Source organism: Coraliomargarita sinensis, assembly GCF_003185655.1.
Classification (GTDB): Bacteria; Verrucomicrobiota; Verrucomicrobiia; order Opitutales; family Coraliomargaritaceae; genus Coraliomargarita_B; species Coraliomargarita_B sinensis.
On sequence record NZ_QHJQ01000009.1, the window covers coordinates 65,995 to 82,743 of the forward strand.

A 16,749-nucleotide genomic window follows, 5' to 3' on the forward strand; every position below is an offset into this window, starting at 1 on the left:
GATTTTGGAGCGAATCGAGATCGGCATCAGCCTCCTATGGTAGGAAGAAATGCCCTCATGTCGCCGCGTTGGGCTCGCAGCGATTCAATAATAATGCTTCGCTGCAACAACGTGCCAAAAGATGCTTTTTCATTGAGTATCCCCGTCGAGCGGTTGAATTGATAGTATGCAAATTCACGCCCATGCGCTGACCGACCAAGGTCAGATCCGCCACGAAAACCAGGACGCCTATTTCATGGATGAGGTGAACCAGGTATATGCGGTGGCCGACGGATTGGGCGGTCTACCCGGGGGCGCAGAAGCAAGCCGGCGAATTGTCGAACTACTCCAGGCGAGCTCGGAGAGACTCCGGGTTCAGGAAGCGTCTGTCGATCTCGCGGAGTTCATTATCGGCATCAATCAAATCGTCGCCAGCGAATCGATGGAAAGCCATCCCATGACCGGCTCCGGCAGTACGCTCACGCTTTGCCAAATTACCGATAACCAGCTACAAATCGGCCATGTCGGGGACTCGGCCGCCTACTTGCTTAGGGACGGCAAGCTGCAAAAGCTGACCGTAGACCATACACTGGAACAGGAATTGATTAATGAGCACGGCGAAAAAGCCCGTCAGCATATGCCGCCGGAGTACCCGCATACCCTGACACGCTGCATCGGCCAGGAAAATGAGCTCCGGGTGGATCAAACCAGTGTGCAACTCCAGTCCGGCGACCGGATTCTTCTTTGTACGGATGGCTTGAACAAAGTGGTGGCTGAAACAGAGATCGCCCAAACGCTTGGTGCCGATCTCGACCCCGAGGAGATTACCAGGCGACTGACCGAGACAGCCAACGCACAATCAGGACCGGACAACATCACCATTATCACCTTAATTTTGAGCGACTGCGACTAGATGAAGAAATCAGAAATTTTTCTGCCCAAAGTCGAAGCGAACCCGGATAATATGCTGTTTCGCTTCAGCCTCGGACAAGCCCTCTACGAGGAAGGCGAGACCCGAGCCTGCATCGAGCACCTGCAGAAATGCGCTGACTCCCGCACGGACTGGATGCTGCCCCGTATCCTGCTGGGCAAGGCGCTCATCGAATCCGGCCAGCGGGAGACGGCCGAACCGGTGCTCAAACAAGCTTTGGACCTGGCGGTTGCCCAGCATCATGAGGAACCTGCAGCCGAGCTTCAGGAGCTACTCTCGGGCTTCTGATACCGCTGTATTATCTGATTGCCAAAATCGCGGGCCGAAAGGAGAATAATATGAGAGAGCTGCGTCGCTGCAGCCTTCCCTTACCCCTGTAAAACCCAGCCCCTGCCCCGCCATGACCATTCCTACCAATGCCAGCACGAGCAGTGCGAAAGACCCCAAGACATTGCTCAAAGGAAAGCGCGTGTGTATCCTCGACGATGAAAGCGCTCCCATCGCGATTCTTGAAGCCAACCTCGCAAAGTTCGGCCTTCAAACCCACTCGTTCAATCAACCCGGTCCGGCCTTGACTCATTTGCGAACTGACCGGCCGGACATCCTACTCCTCGACATCATGATGCCGGAAATGGACGGCTGGGAATTTTATACAACGATACGGAGCGAACCGGAGCTGAACGACCTTCCCGTCCTGTTCGTGACCTGTCTGGCTGATCAGGAACTTGAGCGCGAGATGGAACAGGACGGCCTCTGCGCCACCCTGAGCAAGCCTGTCTTCAGCGATCAACTTTTGGAAAAGCTGATGCAACTACTGGGCTAGCCGAATGCATCGCAGACCCTCCGTGTCTAGGGAATCACCGGTAGCGCTGCAGGCAGCACACCCAGCACCACTGTAGCCACCACGAGACAACCAAAGAGGAAACGGTCCCCGGCCAGAGTTTGGCCGTGGGTATCATCCACCATCTCGCTTGTCGGCGCACTGAAATAGCATTCCCGGATCCAGCCGAAGTAGTAGTAGATCGAGATCGCGACACCCAGAATTGAAATTCCCAAGAGGCCGTAAAGCCCTGCTTGATACGCGGCGACGAAGAGAAAGAGTTTACCGATGAAACCGCCGAGTGGCGGGATACCGGCCAAAGAACCGAGTCCGACAGCAAGCACGCCACTGAGGAAAGGTCGCTTACGCGAGTAGTTCACGTAGTGGTCGAGCTCCTGATCCGCATCCTCGGAGCCAGCATTGAGGGACATGACCCCAAACACGGCAAAAGAGGCCAACAAGTACGTGACGAGATAGAAGATGACGGCGTAGACCGCCCATTCTACGCCTCGCATGGCTGCGACAACGCCGAGCAATAGATAGCCTGCGTGGGCAATACCGGAAAGACCCATCAAACGCTTCACATTGCGCTGGGTGACGGCGGCGATATTGCCGAAAAGGATCGTTGCAGCTGCGATGTAAGACAGCACGGGCACCAGTAGTTCATTCAGCGCGGCAAACGGCCCCAACACCAAGGTAATTAATACCATGAATCCGGCCGCTTTCGATGCGATAGCCAGATAGGCCGTGACCGGGGTTGGCGCACCTTGATACACATCCGGGACCCAGATTTGAAAAGGCACGGCACCAATCTTGAAACAGACCCCGGCAATCACGAGCAGCGCGCCAATGTTGACGATCAAATTACCACCATTCAGTTGGTTGAGTCCGATGAAGGCCTGAAGCTGCTCGTAGCTCAGGGAATCCCTGCTGTAGCCGGGCAGATCAGGGTTTCCGGCCACTCCGTAAAGAAGCACGATACCGAAAAGCAGGATAGCCGAGCTGAGAGCGCCGAGGATGAGGTACTTCAACCCCGCTTCCAGTGAGAAAGCGCTGTTCCGGCAGTAGGCCACCAACACGTAAAATGCGACGGTCACCGTCTCCAGCGCGACAAAGAGCATGACGAAGTTGGCACTCTGAACCAGCAGCATCATGGCTGCCGCAATCAGAATAACCAGATGGTAGAACTCCGTCTTGGCGAGCGACTGCTTGGAAAGATAGATCTGTCCAAGGTAGCAGACCAGGATCGAGCTCAACAAAAAGAAAGCCCGCATGATCTGGGTGACGTCGGTATGCTGGATCATACCACTGAAATACGTGCCCCGGTAGAGGTGGCAGCCGCTGATACAGGTAAAGGCGTAAACGCCGACCAGGACCTGCCCCCAGATCGCAATACGGGGAATCAAGCTGCGGCGCTCCCTGGGCAGGAACATTTCCGCGACCAACAGACCCAATGCCAAAACCCCCAGCAGGATCTCAGGCATAACTGCAGTCCATTCGTTGCTCGCGGTATAGCCGCGGAGAAATTCTACAAGAAGCTCGTTCATTATCGGGATTCCTCCTCGTGAATCGTTACCTTGGGCTGTTCAGCTTGTGCGTGAACAGGCAAGTGGCTTTCCTCCTGCGAATAGAGCGTCGTTAGCTCGCGGTCGGCGTCGTCTGAGAAGAAGCGTGGAAAAATCCCCGTCAGCACGAGACCGGCAATTAGTATGGAAGCCGGCAATTTTTCGTACCCCTTGAGGTCTTCAATCGAATCATTGCCGAGCCGCTCGGCGAACCTATCGCTCGGCTGGCCGAAGAAAATATTTGCGACGGCACGCAGTCCGTAAATCGCCGATATGATGATCCCGATTGCCGCCGGTGCCACGATCCAGCGGGTCAAGTCGGACTCTGCCAGTGCGGCAAAAATCGTGAACTCCCCCCAGAAGTTACCGAAGCCCGGCAGGCCGATACTCGCCATACTACCGGCAACAAAGAATCCTGCCAATACCGGTGCCTTGGTTGCGAGACCGCCCATTGAGGACATGTCAAAAGTTTGGCTGCGGTGATAGATACAGGTGGAAAGCATGAACAGCAGGGCCACCGAAAATCCGTGTGCCACCATCATGAGAAGCGCGCCGCCGGCACCGGCCACCGAGAAGCAGGCCAGCCCCAAAAAGGCATAACCCATATGCATGACCGAGCTGTAACCGAGCATCATCTTAAGGTCTTTCTGAGCCAAAGTCACCAGACCGATAAAGATGATATTGCCGAGTGCGAGCCAGACGATCCAGGGGAACCAGTGGGCCGCACCAGCAGGCAGTAGTGGTCCGGCGATCTGAAGCAGACCATAGAGACCGAACTTCTTGAGCACGCCGGCATGGAGCATGGCGGCTCCGGTCGGGGCCACCGCATAACCTTTTGGAGCCCAACTATGGAATGGAAAAAGCGAAACCAGAATCCCGAAGCCAAAGAGGAGCAAGGCGTAGATGTTGTTCTGGATCGTGTCTCCAAGCGGCTGCGAAGTGAGGTAGTTACGAAGCTCCAACAGAGAGAAGGAGTCCGCCCCGCTCTCGACGTAGAGTGCAATCAGACCGAGCAGCGAGAGCAAAGCTCCGACGGTCAGATAAATCGTCATTTCGATCGCGGCCCCACGTCGTCCGGCCCCACCCCAGATACCAATCATGATGAAGGTGGGAATTAGTGCGAACTCGTGGAAGAAGTAGAAAAAGAAAACGTCGACCGAGGCGAAAGTCCCCATGAGCCCCCCCAGCATGAAGAGCAGCAAAGCAAGGTAGATATGGGGACGCTCGGCATTCGAATACATCGCGTAGAGCCCGGCGGCAAAGCCTACCGTGCCCGCCAGGATAAAGAGTGGCATGGATATCCCGTTCAGACCGAGATGAAGATAAATTCCGATGCTTTCCAGCCCGGTTGGTAGTCGCAGCTCGAAATTGTATCCACCCACCAGCGTCGGCTCGAACAAACAGTAGAGCATGAGGCCAATGATCAGCGGCCAGCCGAAGCCAAAGGCCGCGACCGCACGCCGGGTGGTTGCATCAAAGCGGGCACCGAAAAGCAAAATCACACCTGCCAAAATCGGCGCGAGAATCGCAGCTAGTAGAAAATATGAGTTCGTATCGTTCATGCTGATATTGCCGCCTTAGCCAATTAAACCGACTGCTACAGCCCAGAGGAGAATCAATCCCGCAAGGAACCAATAAACGTAACCGTGTATGTTACCAACGTGGAGCGCGCGTGAGCACATGCCCACAAGCCCGACCAGACCGGCACTGCCGCGAACAACGACTCCCTTGATCAGAAAGACGTCGAGGAAGCCGAGCAAATCCGCCAACCGCTGCTGGATCTTGGCCACATAGAAATTGTAGATTTCGTCGAACCATAGGCGTTCCTTGAGGAAGCCGTATACCGGAGGAGCGACCTTATCGAGTTTGTCTTCCCTGGCACCTTTGCCATAGAAGAAAAAGGAAGCCAGCAGACCAACGAGCCAGGCCGCGCTACCGAAGATAAGAACATTCTTATGCATCGCCTTGTAGCCTTCGGCGTGGTGCAGGTGATCGAGATCGGCGCGAATCAATTCACCCAGTTGCTCCGGCCAGAAACCGGTCCATCCCCCGGCCACCGAAAGCACCGCCAGAATAATCAAGGGCACGACCATGGTCAGCGGACTCTCATGCGCGTGCGAAGCGGACTCGGACTTGGCTTCACCCAGGAAAGCGACCCAGAAAAGACGGCCCATATAACCGGCTGTCAAAAAGGCGCCCGCTGTCAAAAGAACAAACAGAGGCGTATTGCCCAGGCCGGCGGCAATTAGGATACCGTCCTTTGAGTAAAACCCGGAAAGCCCATAGACGCCACAAAGTGCGAGCACCCCGATAAAGAAAGTGATGGCCGTGATCGGCATCTTCTTCAGCAGGCCGCCCATCTTGAAAATATCCTGCTCATGATGGCAGCCGTGAATTACGGAACCGGCACCGAGGAAAAGGAGCGCTTTAAAGAAGGCGTGTGTGATCAGATGGAAGAGCGCCACGCCGGGATAGCCCAAACCAAAGGCCGCGGCCATGTAGCCGAGTTGGGACAGCGTGGAGTAAGCGAGGATCTTCTTGATGTCATTCTGCCCGTAGGCACAGAAGCCGGCATAAACCGCGACGGCGGTGCCGAGCACGGCGATCATATTGAGGACATCAACCGGGAAGAGGAAGGTGATCCGGATCAGGAAATAGACCCCGGCAGCGACCATGGTGGCAGCGTGGATCAGGGCCGAAACCGGCGTGGGACCGGCCATCGCGTCCGGCAACCAGACATGCAGCGGAAACTGGGCCGACTTACCAATAAAGCCGCAGGCAAGCAGCATGGCGATCCCCGCACTGATGAGCTCGCTGTTGGCCGCCACGATCCCCTGCATTTCACTCAGGTTGGTGGTGCCAAAGTGCCAGTAGGCGTAAACGATACCGACCAAAAAGCCGAGGTCACCGATCCGGTTGACGATAAAGGCCTTTTTGGATGCCGCCTTGGCTTCTTCCGTTTCCAGGTAGTGCCCGATCAGCATGTAGGAACTGAACCCGACCAGCTCCCAGAAAACAAAGATCATGATCAGGTTGTCCGCCAGCACGATGCCGAGCATTGAGAACATGAAGATAGACAAGCCGCCGAAGAACCGGGCACGGGCTTTATCCTCGGACATGTACCCGAGACTGAAGACATGGATGAGAAAACCGACAAAGGCCACCATGGTCAGCATGGTCGCGGCGACACCATCGAAGAGGAAACCCATCGCCACATTAAAGTCGCCGAAACTCAACCAGTTCCAAGACATGGTCACGGCCTCACCACCCGCCGTGCGCAGCGCCGCAATGGTCGCTGCAAAAATCAGAGCGGCAGTCGCAACCGAGATATACGAGGCGAGCTTACCGAAACGACGGCAGAAAAATGCGATGACCGCGGCTGAGGCCAGCGGTGCGAGAAGAACGACAAGAAGTGATTGCGTGGCAGTCATCGGCTTAAGGCGTTCAGTTGATCGACCATGACCGTTTGCCGCCTCCGGAAAAGGGCGACAATGATCGCGAGACCGACCGCTACTTCGGCGGCGGCCACAGTAATAATAAAGAAAACGAACAGGTTGCCATCCATCGTGCCGTTGTAGCGCGAGAAAGCGACCAACGCGAGATTGACGGCGTTGAGCATGAGTTCCAGCGACATGTAAATGACAAGCGTATTTTTACGCAACAGCACACCCAGCATACCGATGGCAAAAAGCAACGACGCAATCAGGATGAATGCATTGAGTCCGACGGTCATTTGGCATCCTCCTCTTTTTTCGATACCACGATCACGCCAACCATCGCGGCGAGTAATAGAAATCCGGTCACCTGGAACGGCAGCATGTATTTTGTGAACAGGCTGTAGCCGAAGGATTTAGCGGAAGTCGTAAACGGGATACCAAGCCCCTCCCCTGTTGGATTTTCGGCAACAGTGGGAAGCGCCGCTTCCGGCAGGTGCTGGTCACCGACAAAGGTGGAAAAGATCAAGATCGTCAGCAGGGCAAAGCCCATGATGGAGCCGGCGAGCGTCATCTTGTCCTTGAGGTAGTGATTGGTCTCTTTGTCCACATCAAGCAACATGATGATGAAAAGGAAAAGCACCATGACCGCACCCGCGTACACGAGCACTTGGAGGATCGCCAGAAAGTAAGCCTCCAACAGCACGAACAGGGCGGCCGTACCGACAAAGGAAACGATCATACAGATCGCACCGTTCACGGCGTTCGGACTCAACACCATTAGGAGTGCCGAGATCAGCGTAATCGCTGCAAAAACATAGAACAGGATATCAAGCATCGGAACTAGTGGTGCGGGTTCCCCTTCTCCTCGGCTGCCTTCTTCTTGTCCCACTTGTAGTGTTGGTCCGGAAGGGTGCCGCCAAGCTCGTAGAGCTTTTCTTTATTGTTAATCATTTCCTCGCGGGTGTAACCCGAGGATGAAAAGATATCCTGCAGGAAGATGGCCTCTTCCGGGCAGACCTCCTGACAGAGACCGCAGTAGATGCAGCGGAGCATATTGATGTCGAACTCCTTGGGCGCCTTCTCCACGTGCGCGCGATCCGGTTCTTCCTCTTCGGAGATTTCACCGGGCGTGATGCGAATCGCCTTGGGCGGACAGACGAATTCGCAGAGCTGACAGGAGACACATTTTTCGCGGCCGTTCGGGTCCTTGACCAAAGTGGGCACGCCCCGGTAGTTATCCGGGATATTCGGACGTTCGTCCGGATACTGCAGCGTCACAGGCTTTTGCAGCATGGTGCTGAAGGTTGTTTTCAAGCCACCCAGAATCTGCGGGATAAAGGTCTTCTCCGCGAGAGTCAGCGGCTTACGTTCCATTACTTTCGTCTTGGCCATAACTTAGCGGGTGAAGGTGTCGTAGAGTGCGATAATCAGGGTGTTGAGCACGAGGTTCCCAACAGCCAGTGGAAGCAGAATCTTCCATCCGAGAGACATCACCTGGTCGTAGCGGAAGCGCGGGAGCGTCCAACGAATCCAGATGAAGAAGAAAATCATGAAAAAGACTTTGGCCATGAACCAGCCCACGGACAGCAGCGTTCCCAGCAGACCATCGGACCAGGGATCCGCAAACCAGGGCAGGAAGTTCCAGCCGCCCAGGAAGAGGAGCACGAAGACGGCCGAGCCCATAATGATGTGGGCGTATTCCGCCACGAAGAAGATGCCAAACTTAAAGCAGCCGTATTCCGTATGGAAGCCGCCCACGAGATCCGTCTCGGACTCAGCCATATCAAAGGGCAGACGGTTGGTCTCGGCGAAGAGCGCAACCAGGAAAATGAGCGCGGAGAGTGGCTGTATAATAACCAACCAGGCGCTTTGCTGGGCCTGAACCACGCCGAAGAGGCTCATGCCGTAATCCGAGCCCGGTGCTGCGGCCCACATGAACACCGGCAGCAAGGAAAGCCCCATGGCCAGTTCGTAGGAAATCATTTGCGCGGACGCTCGAATTCCGCCGAGGAAGGGATACTTGGAATTGGAAGCCCACCCCGCGAGCACAATGCCGTATACCCCCAGCGAGGAGATCGCCAGAATGAAGAGCATACCGAGATCAATATTGGCCAGCACGAGTGGCTGGGTGATCCCATCGGCATCCACATAACGACCGAAGGGCAGCACCACCATGGTCGTCAGTGCTGGCGCCAATGCGATGATCGGGGCGAGATAATAGTAACCGACCTTCACATGGCCGGGAGTAATCTCTTCTTTGAAAAGGAACTTCAGGCCATCGGCTGCAGGCTGGAAGAGGCCGAGACTCGTCATCAGGTTTCCGATGATCGGAATGTGTCCGAGAAACGCCACACGTGCGCGGTTTGGCCCGACACGCCCCTGAATCCAGCTGGAAACTTTCCGTTCGGCCAGAACGGAGTAGCCGCAGAGCGTCATAAAGACGGAAATCATAACGAGCGCATAGGCGATCGGCAGGACGATAGGGAGCGATGCGGTGATAAAATCCATGACGACCAAGATTTAGGCACCCGCCGGTGCCGATTGCGCCTCCTTAAACGCGACAGGATCGTATTTCAGATTCTTGGTCTCGGCAAATGGCAGTTCGACGAGCGCACCGGGCTCAAGTGCGATCCCCTCATCGGGAATACCGCGCCAGGTCAGCGAATCTTGAATGGATTCGAGTTTGGCGGCGATCCGCTGCCAAACCTCATCCAGGGTCACTGCGGCAGGCTTCTCATCCGCAAGCGGTGCGGCAATTTTCTCCAGCACCATAAAATCGGGCCGGATGCCTGACGGCCCCGGGACTGCGGTCTTGAATTTCTGCAAACGGAAGGTCTGGTTGATAAACGTTCCGTCCTTTTCAAAAACCATCAACGAGGGGATGACAATATCGGCATCTTTGGCGGTATCGTTGGTGTGCGTGCCGACGTAAATCACTTTGACCTTGCTTAGCAGGTCAGGCGAAATACCGAGGGCAGTCACATCCTCATTCACAACCAGAAGCGTCTTAACCGCACCGGAATTAATGCCCCGTGCCAGTGGGCTCAGTTCGGCTTCCGGCAGTTGATCAATCAAGCCGGTCAACAGGGCACCACGGAGGTTCGGCGTGCGGTCCTCAGACTGTAGCAGCCCGTCACCCTCGCCGTAGTGGCTGACAAGCGAGACTTTAGCTCTGCTGCGCTCGGCGATCGCCTTGTAGTAAAATTGTTCTTCGACCGAGCTGTGCGCGGAAGCCACCATAGCTACATCGCCGCCCTTGAGTAGGTCGACGGCCGCCGAGGCCACATCCTCCGGGGTCTTGTGCACGCCGCCGATGGTGTAGTGCGTCAAGCGGTCTTCGGACTCGACGGCTTTATAAAGCGCACGCCCGGAATCCGTCATCCAGGTATCATTCACCGCGTCATTACGACGCGGTGTGATGCGATAGATTTTGCCCTCACGGCTCCAAATCTCGGTGTTTGCCCCGACGCTGCTTTCGGTACAGATGCTGTTCGTACGTTTGAGGAACCAGACCCGCATTTTGAAGCGGAAGTCCGTACTTGTCAGCGCACCGACCGGACAAATATCGACCGTGTTCAAGGAATAGTTGTTCTCCAGCTCCTTACCGGGATAGCAGGTCAACGTGGAATAGGTGCCGCGGTCGACAAAGCCGAGCACGTCATCATCAACAATTTCCTTGCTAAAACGCACGCAGCGGGAGCAAAGGATACAGCGCTCGTCGTCGAGCGTTACTCTCGGCCCGAGGCGGGTGCGCTTGGGTTTGACGTTTTTATCCTCGATAAAACGGCTGTAGCCACGACCGTGTTCCGCGGAAAATTCCTGCAGGCGGCACTCCCCCGCCTGATCGCAAATCGGGCAGTCCAGCGGGTGATTGATTAAAAGAAATTCCGTCACCCCGTTGCGCGACTCTTTGACCATGGGCGAGTTGGTCTTGATGTGCATCCCCGGCGCGGCGTTGGTGGCACAGCCGATTGTCGGCTTGGGCATCCAGCCGATCTTCTGGTTCCCGTCCTCGTCGAGAATCGCCTCGCCGGTGGCACGATCCTTCATCGGCATGCCCATTTCGACAAGGCACATCCGGCAGTTACCGGCCACAGAAAGCTTCGGGTGATAGCAGTAGTGCGGGACTTCTTTGCCCTTACCCACCATCTTAACCGCCTCGATGATATTCGTGCCTTGAGGGACGCTTACGTCCTGACCATCGATGTTGATCGTCACGTTCTCGACTGTTCCGTTCTGGCTCATCGTTTAAATCAGTGTCGTCTCCTTGGCCGTTTTTTCGCCCTCTTTACGGCGAGCGGCTTGTTCACGGGCCTTTTCTACGAACTCGTCCTTGAATTTGGCAATAAAGCTTTGCACCGGCCAGGAGGCTGCTTCGCCGAAGGCACAGATCGTGCGGCCGGCGATCTGGTCGGCAATCGAATTCAACAGGTCGGCATCCTCTTCACGGGCCTCGCCATCGACCATACGTTGGGTGATCTTGCGCATCCAGGGCACACCTTCGCGGCAGGGGGTGCACTGGCCGCAGCTCTCGTGAGCATAGAAATAGTTGATATTGGCCAGGGCCTCGACCATGTCGGTGCTGTCGTCCATCACGATCACGCCGCCGGAGCCCGACATGGAGCCGACTGCCATCAGGCTGTCAAAATCCATGGGGATATCTTCGATGCCCCAATCGTATTCAGTACCGTCCTTCAGCTTGCCGGTAAAGCGCTCGTCCGCACGCAGGATCTTGGATGAGGATCCGCCGGGGATGACGGCTTTCAACTTGCGGCCGGGCTTGAGTCCACCGCAGACATCGTAGATCAACTCACCGAGCGTAATGTCCGCACAGGCAAACTCATAGTAGCCGGGCTTCATCACATGACCGGAGACACACCAGGTCCGGGTGCCGGTATTCCCGGGCGTGCCGATCTTGGCAAATTCCTTGCCGCCCATGGCGACCACATGCTTCACGTCGCAAAGCGTCTCGACGTTGTTGACGATGGTCGGACACTGGTAAAGCCCCAGCGCAGCGGGGAAATACGGCGGTTTGATGCGCGGGTTGGCACGAAAGCCTTCGAGTGATTCGATCAGGCCGGTTTCCTCACCACAAATATAAGCGCCGGCACCACGATGCACGATGATGTCGCAGGAGTAACCGGAATCGAGTATGTTGTCGCCGAGGAAGTTCTTTTCGCGGGCCTCTTCGATCGCTTTCTCCAGAATGCGATAGCCTTGGAAGAATTCACCGCGGATGTAGATAAAAGCGAGCTTTGCCTGGATAGCATAGGCCGCGATCATCATACCCTCGATCAACTGGTGGGGGTCCTTGTGAATAATCTGGCGATCCTTGAAGGTACCCGGCTCGGACTCGTCCGCGTTGCACACCAGGTAGATCGGCTTGCCGGACTTGCGGTCAAGAAACTTCCACTTCATCCCGGCCGGAAAGCCCGCACCGCCACGGCCACGGACACCGGAATCCATCACTTCCGCGCAAATGTCTTCCGGCTTCATGGTCACGGCCTTCTTCAACTCTTCGTAGCCACCGTGTTTCAGGTAGCAATCGATATCGTTGGTATAGCCGGGCTCATCCGCATACTTCATAATGAGCCGTGTTTCTTCGTGTGCCATGGTGGTAAAATTGCTGATAACTAATGAATAATAACTAATCGGGCATGCCGTCGGAGAGCTCGCCGGACTTCATCTTGGCGGCTAGCTCGCCGGCCTTGTCGGGATCGATATCGGTATATTCTTCTTCGCCCACCATAACGACAGGCGCGCGGCCACAGTCGGCATGACACTCGACATACTCAAGCGTCACCAAGCCGTCTTCGCTGGTATGCCCCACCTCGACGTTCAACTCCTTTTCCAGCCGGTGGCAGGTCTGATAGGCACCGGCCAGGGCACAGGGCAAGGTGCGGCAGACCCGCACGTGGTATTTCCCGGTGGGCTCGGTCCGAAGCATCGGGTAGAAGGTGACAATCTCTTGAATGTTAATCGGCTCAAGCTCCAGACGCTGGGCGATCCACTCAATCGCTTCGTTCGACAGATAACCCTGATCCTCCTGCACGAGGTGACAAAGCGGCAGCGCAGCGCTGCGCTTCGTGGGATAGCGCGGCACGAGCTTGTCGATTTTCTCGGTGGTTTCGGGTTTTAAATTCATCTCTGTCAGTTTCGGCTTTCCACGTTTACCGGTCGCACTCCCCCATGACAAAGTCGAGCGAGCCAAGGATCACGGTGATATCGGTCAGGTAGTGGCCGGGGATCAGTTTATCGAGAATACTGAGGTTACAGAAAGACGGGCCGCGAATCTTCAGGCGATAAGGCACGCCCCCACCCTTGGATACAATGTAGAAGCCGAGCGCGCCCTTGGGATTTTCGGCTTCAAAATAAACTTCACCGGCCGGAATTTGCGGCCCTTCGGTCACAATCATGAAGTTCTGGATCAGTTCCTCCATGCTGGAGAGAATCTTGGCCTTGGGTGGTGCGAAGATCTTCTTCGCTTCCTCAGCATAGTGCGGCCCCTCGGGGAACTTATCGATCACCTGACGAACAATGGACACGCTCTGGCGCACTTCTTCGGCACGCATCAAATAGCGGTCGTAGCAGTCCCCGGTTGTGCCTACCGGCACTTCAAAATCATATTTATCGTAGCCAAGATAGGGCTTGTCCTTGCGCAGGTCGAGATCGACGCCTGAAGCGCGCAGGTTTGGACCGGTAATACCGTAGGCGATCGCGTCCTCCTTTGAGATCACCCCGACACCTTCGGTGCGATCCATGAAGATACGGTTACGGGTCAGCAACTTATCCACCTGGTCGATGACCGGAAGTACGCCGTTACAGAACTCCAGTACGCGACCGAGCCAACCTTCCGGAATGTCACGGGCCACGCCGCCAATGCGAGTGTAGCTGGTGGTGAAGCGGGCACCGGTCAACTCCTCAAAAAGCGTGTAGAGCTTCTCACGCTCGGTAAAGGTATACATGAATACCGTCCAGGCACCGGCATCCATCCCGTAAACCCCAATCCCGAGCAGGTGGGATGAAATGCGGGCCAGTTCGCAGCAAAGCACACGAATCGCTTCGCAGCGCTCCGGCACTTCGAGGTTGGCCAGCTTCTCGACAGCCATGGCATAAGCCACGTTGTTGGCCAGCGGAGCAAGGTAATCCAGCCGGTCCGTGTAGGGCACGAACTGGTTGTAAGTCATGTTCTCGGCGATTTTTTCGTCGCCCCGGTGCAGGTAGCCGAGCACAGGTTCGCACTTTTTGATCACGTCGCCGTCAAGCTCCATCATGAGGCGGAGCACACCGTGTGTGGTGGGGTGCGACGGCCCGACATTGATGGCCATGGTTTCGCCGGGCACATCTCCTTCGATCTCGGAAGCGCGGCTGCTGGCGTCAGCGATGGTAAATTCCTTAGTCGTCGTGGCCATGAGATTAGTCGGTTGGTTTCTCCTTCTTTTCCGTCCAGCTCTCGTCGCGGGCGCGGGGCTCGGTCTGACTCATCGGGCCGTCGCCGGAAGAGACGAACGGGCCGCCCATCATGGGCGCGGGAATGACGGAAGCCTTGGTTTGCTCGGCCACATCGGCCGCAGGAAGCGGCACATCGATCCCGGCGAGCGGGAATTCTTTACGCAGCGGGTGGTAAGGATACTCGTCCCACATAAGAATGCGGCGCAAGTTGGGGTGCCCCTCGTAGCGAATGCCCATCAAGTCAAAGGTCTCGCGCTCGTGCCAGTTGGCTGCGGCGTAAAGATCGCAAAGCGATGGCAAGGTCGGATTGATATCGTCCGGACAATCCGAGGCCACCCGCAGGTAAACGTGCTTCGTCGTCGAAAGAAAGTGGTAGATTCCGGTGAAACGGGGGCTTTGTGCATCCCAGTCCACTGCGGTCACATCCATGAGCATGTCATAGCCGAACTCATCGCGCAGTGCGGTGCAGAACTCGATCAGCTTGTCGGCCGGGCAATTCACCGCGAGGTGGTCGGCAGACTCCCGCTCGGTGAGATAGTCAAACCGCTCCTGCAATAGAGCCAAATCGCTCTCAGCCATTTTCAGCTGTCCTTTCCAACTCCGGCCATTTCCGGGGCTGGGGTAGCTCCGTTGGCCTTTCGGGCAGTCAAGTTTTTGACCGCGGATTCGCGGCCAATCTTGTCCTGCAGTTTAATCATTGCATCGAGAAGGGCTTCAGGGCGCGGCGGGCAACCACTGACATAGACATCGACAGGGACGATTCGGTCCACCCCCTGCATGGTGGCGTAGGAGCGATACATGCCGCCGGTGCTGGCGCAGGCACCCATGGCCACGACCCACTTGGGCTCGGCCATCTGCTCATAGATACGGCGCACGACTTCGGCCATCTTGTAGGTCACGGTCCCGGCAACGATCATGCAATCGGCCTGACGGGGCGAAAAGCGCATCACCTCCATGCCGAAACGGGCCATATCAAAACGCGAACCGCCGGCAGCCATCAGCTCGATCGCGCAGCAGGCTAGACCCATGGGCATGGGCCAGACTGAATTCTTGCGGATCCAGTTGATGACAGCATCTGCTTGGGTGACAATCACTTCACCTTCAACTTTGCTGTCATAAGCTACTGTTTTTTGGTCCATCTTTTTGTCTGATGTGTTTGCAGGTATTTTACCGAAGGGGCGAGAACTTATGAGCCGCCTTTCCCCATGCAAGCTACAATTGGAAAAAAGCAACGTACGGATATCCTGTGAAGGATCGGCATTGCATCAACCAAGTTAGCAAATAATCTGTCGGATCAAAGAATGGATTTAGCCTTAATAGATTATGCCCACTTATTTATATCAGGAAATTCTGCCCAACGGTGACGACGGGGAATGCTTTGAGGTCATCCAAAGGATGTCGGATGCGCCTCTCAAAACGCATCCACAGACGGGAAACCCTGTGCGCAAGGTTTTCGTCGCCCCGAATCTGCCGACAAAATACACTGAAGCCGCGACAAAGAGCAAACTGACCAACGAAAACGTCGAAAAACACGGCTTTACCCGCTACGAGAAAGACAAAGTAAGCGGGAAATACCATAAGACCGCCGGTAAAGACAAACGGGCCCCCGATGTAGTCAACGCCAACAAGCTGCGGGAAATGCAGCAAAAGGGCATCCTTTAGCCGTGGACCCCGCACTCAAGCAGAAGCTCGGCGACGCCATTTCCGAGGCCCGCGGGACAGAATTCCATGTTTCATCGGCCCGCCCGCAGGGCGGCGGCTGCATCAACGAAGCCTGGATCGTCGGCGACGGGGAAAACAGCTATTTCGTCAAACTGAACACGAGCGACAAACTGTTCATGTTCGAAGCGGAATCCGAGGCTCTCGGGGAAATTGGCGCCAGCCTAACTATCCCAGTGCCCCGGCCGGTCGCCCACGGTACCGCCTCAAAACGGAGTTTCCTGGTCCTCGAAGCGCTCCCCATGGGTTCCCCGAAAGACGGAAGCTGGCAGGCCATGGGCCAAAAGCTCGCCCAACTCCATCGAACGACCGCCGATCGATTTGGCTGGCACCGTGACAATGTGATCGGCTCGACCCCGCAATATAATCCCTGGACCGAGCGATGGGCCGATTTCTTTCGAGAGCAGCGACTGCGTCCCCAACTCGAGCTGGCACGGCAAAAGGGCGACCACTATGCCCGCGCGGATCAACTCCTCGACCGCGTCGACTCGCTCCTTGAAGGCCATCGTCCAGCCCCCTCCCTCCTCCACGGCGACCTCTGGTCGGGCAATGCGGGTTTCCTGGAGGATGGCTCCCCCGTCATCTATGATCCGGCGACCTATTATGGCGACCGCGAGACCGACCTCGCCTTCAGCGAATTCTTTGGCGGCTTCTCTCCGGACTTTTACCGCGCCTATGAAGAAGAGTGGCCGCTGCCTCCCGGTTACGAGAGGAGAAAAATCCTCTATAACCTCTACCACGTGCTCAATCACGCCAATCTCTTCGGCGGGGGCTATGCCGGACAGGCGGAGAGTATGATCCGGCAGTTGCTGACATAAAAAAGCGCGCCCCGGAGGACGCGCTTTT

Annotated in this window: 18 protein-coding genes; 5 read left to right on the forward strand and 13 right to left on the reverse strand. The window is 56.2% G+C overall.

Features of this window, described 5'->3' with window-relative positions:
- Positions 1-166: 166 nt before the first annotated feature.
- The 3 genes from DDZ13_RS11920 (at position 167) to DDZ13_RS11930 (ending at position 1,733) form a co-directional block, all read left to right on the forward strand.
- The gene (locus tag DDZ13_RS11920) at positions 167-892 is read left to right on the forward strand and encodes a PP2C family protein-serine/threonine phosphatase (RefSeq protein WP_110131685.1); all 726 of its coding nucleotides are present in this window, start codon (positions 167-169) and stop codon (positions 890-892) included.
- Positions 893-1,198 carry a molecular chaperone DnaJ gene (locus DDZ13_RS11925; protein ID WP_110131686.1) on the forward strand — a complete coding sequence of 102 codons (306 nt, stop codon included), beginning with the start codon at positions 893-895 and terminating at the stop codon, positions 1,196-1,198. It abuts the gene before it with no gap.
- Between the two features lie 112 nt (positions 1,199-1,310).
- Complete coding sequence (locus tag DDZ13_RS11930; protein ID WP_110131687.1) at positions 1,311-1,733, forward strand: response regulator; 423 nt, start codon at positions 1,311-1,313, stop codon at positions 1,731-1,733.
- 26 nt (positions 1,734-1,759) lie between these two features.
- On the opposite strand, the gene DDZ13_RS11935 is transcribed toward DDZ13_RS11930, so the two are convergent.
- From DDZ13_RS11935 to nuoB, 13 genes are read right to left on the reverse strand one after another with little or no spacing between them, the layout of a single operon-like run.
- Positions 1,760-3,277, reverse strand: a complete 1,518-nt coding sequence (locus tag DDZ13_RS11935) for an NADH-quinone oxidoreductase subunit N (RefSeq protein WP_110131688.1) — start codon at positions 3,275-3,277, stop codon at positions 1,760-1,762.
- Positions 3,277-4,857: a complex I subunit 4 family protein gene (locus DDZ13_RS11940; protein WP_110131689.1), complete on the reverse strand. Its 1,581-nt coding sequence runs from the start codon at positions 4,855-4,857 to the stop codon at positions 3,277-3,279. Before DDZ13_RS11940 ends, DDZ13_RS11935 begins: the two co-directional genes overlap by 1 nt.
- 15 nt (positions 4,858-4,872) lie before the next feature.
- A complete protein-coding gene (gene nuoL, locus DDZ13_RS11945) occupies positions 4,873-6,726 on the reverse strand; it encodes an NADH-quinone oxidoreductase subunit L (protein WP_110131690.1) in 1,854 nt (617 codons plus the stop codon).
- On the reverse strand, positions 6,723-7,028 hold the full coding sequence (gene nuoK / locus DDZ13_RS11950; protein WP_110131691.1) for an NADH-quinone oxidoreductase subunit NuoK: 306 nt from the start codon (positions 7,026-7,028) through the stop codon (positions 6,723-6,725). Before nuoK ends, nuoL begins: the two co-directional genes overlap by 4 nt.
- The gene (locus DDZ13_RS11955) at positions 7,025-7,567 is read right to left on the reverse strand and encodes an NADH-quinone oxidoreductase subunit J family protein (protein WP_199221116.1); all 543 of its coding nucleotides are present in this window, start codon (positions 7,565-7,567) and stop codon (positions 7,025-7,027) included. Before DDZ13_RS11955 ends, nuoK begins: the two co-directional genes overlap by 4 nt.
- A gap of 5 nt (positions 7,568-7,572) precedes the next feature.
- Positions 7,573-8,124: a NuoI/complex I 23 kDa subunit family protein gene (locus DDZ13_RS11960; RefSeq protein WP_110131692.1), complete on the reverse strand. Its 552-nt coding sequence runs from the start codon at positions 8,122-8,124 to the stop codon at positions 7,573-7,575.
- A gap of 3 nt (positions 8,125-8,127) precedes the next feature.
- Positions 8,128-9,240 carry a complex I subunit 1/NuoH family protein gene (locus DDZ13_RS11965; RefSeq protein ID WP_110131693.1) on the reverse strand — a complete coding sequence of 371 codons (1,113 nt, stop codon included), beginning with the start codon at positions 9,238-9,240 and terminating at the stop codon, positions 8,128-8,130.
- A gap of 12 nt (positions 9,241-9,252) precedes the next feature.
- Positions 9,253-10,977, reverse strand: a complete 1,725-nt coding sequence (locus tag DDZ13_RS11970) for an NADH-quinone oxidoreductase subunit G (RefSeq protein WP_110131694.1) — start codon at positions 10,975-10,977, stop codon at positions 9,253-9,255.
- A 3-nt stretch (positions 10,978-10,980) separates the two neighbouring features.
- Positions 10,981-12,345 (reverse strand): NADH-quinone oxidoreductase subunit NuoF, encoded by a 1,365-nt coding sequence (nuoF, locus tag DDZ13_RS11975; protein ID WP_110131695.1) that lies wholly within the window; start codon positions 12,343-12,345, stop codon positions 10,981-10,983.
- A 34-nt stretch (positions 12,346-12,379) separates the two neighbouring features.
- Positions 12,380-12,877, reverse strand: coding sequence for an NADH-quinone oxidoreductase subunit NuoE family protein (locus tag DDZ13_RS11980; RefSeq protein ID WP_110131696.1), 498 nt, complete (start codon positions 12,875-12,877; stop codon positions 12,380-12,382).
- 25 nt (positions 12,878-12,902) lie between these two features.
- On the reverse strand, positions 12,903-14,144 hold the full coding sequence (gene nuoD, locus DDZ13_RS11985) for an NADH dehydrogenase (quinone) subunit D (protein ID WP_110131697.1): 1,242 nt from the start codon (positions 14,142-14,144) through the stop codon (positions 12,903-12,905).
- 4 nt (positions 14,145-14,148) lie between these two features.
- The gene (locus DDZ13_RS11990; protein ID WP_110131698.1) at positions 14,149-14,763 is read right to left on the reverse strand and encodes an NADH-quinone oxidoreductase subunit C; all 615 of its coding nucleotides are present in this window, start codon (positions 14,761-14,763) and stop codon (positions 14,149-14,151) included.
- 2 nt (positions 14,764-14,765) lie between these two features.
- On the reverse strand, positions 14,766-15,323 hold the full coding sequence (gene nuoB / locus DDZ13_RS11995; protein ID WP_110131699.1) for an NADH-quinone oxidoreductase subunit NuoB: 558 nt from the start codon (positions 15,321-15,323) through the stop codon (positions 14,766-14,768).
- 184 nt (positions 15,324-15,507) lie between these two features.
- Here nuoB and DDZ13_RS12000 point away from each other — a divergent pair, with 184 nt between their 5' ends.
- Together DDZ13_RS12000 and DDZ13_RS12005 are read left to right on the forward strand one after the other, a co-directional pair.
- A complete protein-coding gene (locus DDZ13_RS12000) occupies positions 15,508-15,846 on the forward strand; it encodes an FmdB family zinc ribbon protein (protein ID WP_110131700.1) in 339 nt (112 codons plus the stop codon).
- 2 nt (positions 15,847-15,848) lie between these two features.
- Positions 15,849-16,721, forward strand: a complete 873-nt coding sequence (locus DDZ13_RS12005; protein ID WP_199221117.1) for a fructosamine kinase family protein — start codon at positions 15,849-15,851, stop codon at positions 16,719-16,721.
- Positions 16,722-16,749: the final 28 nt, after the last annotated feature.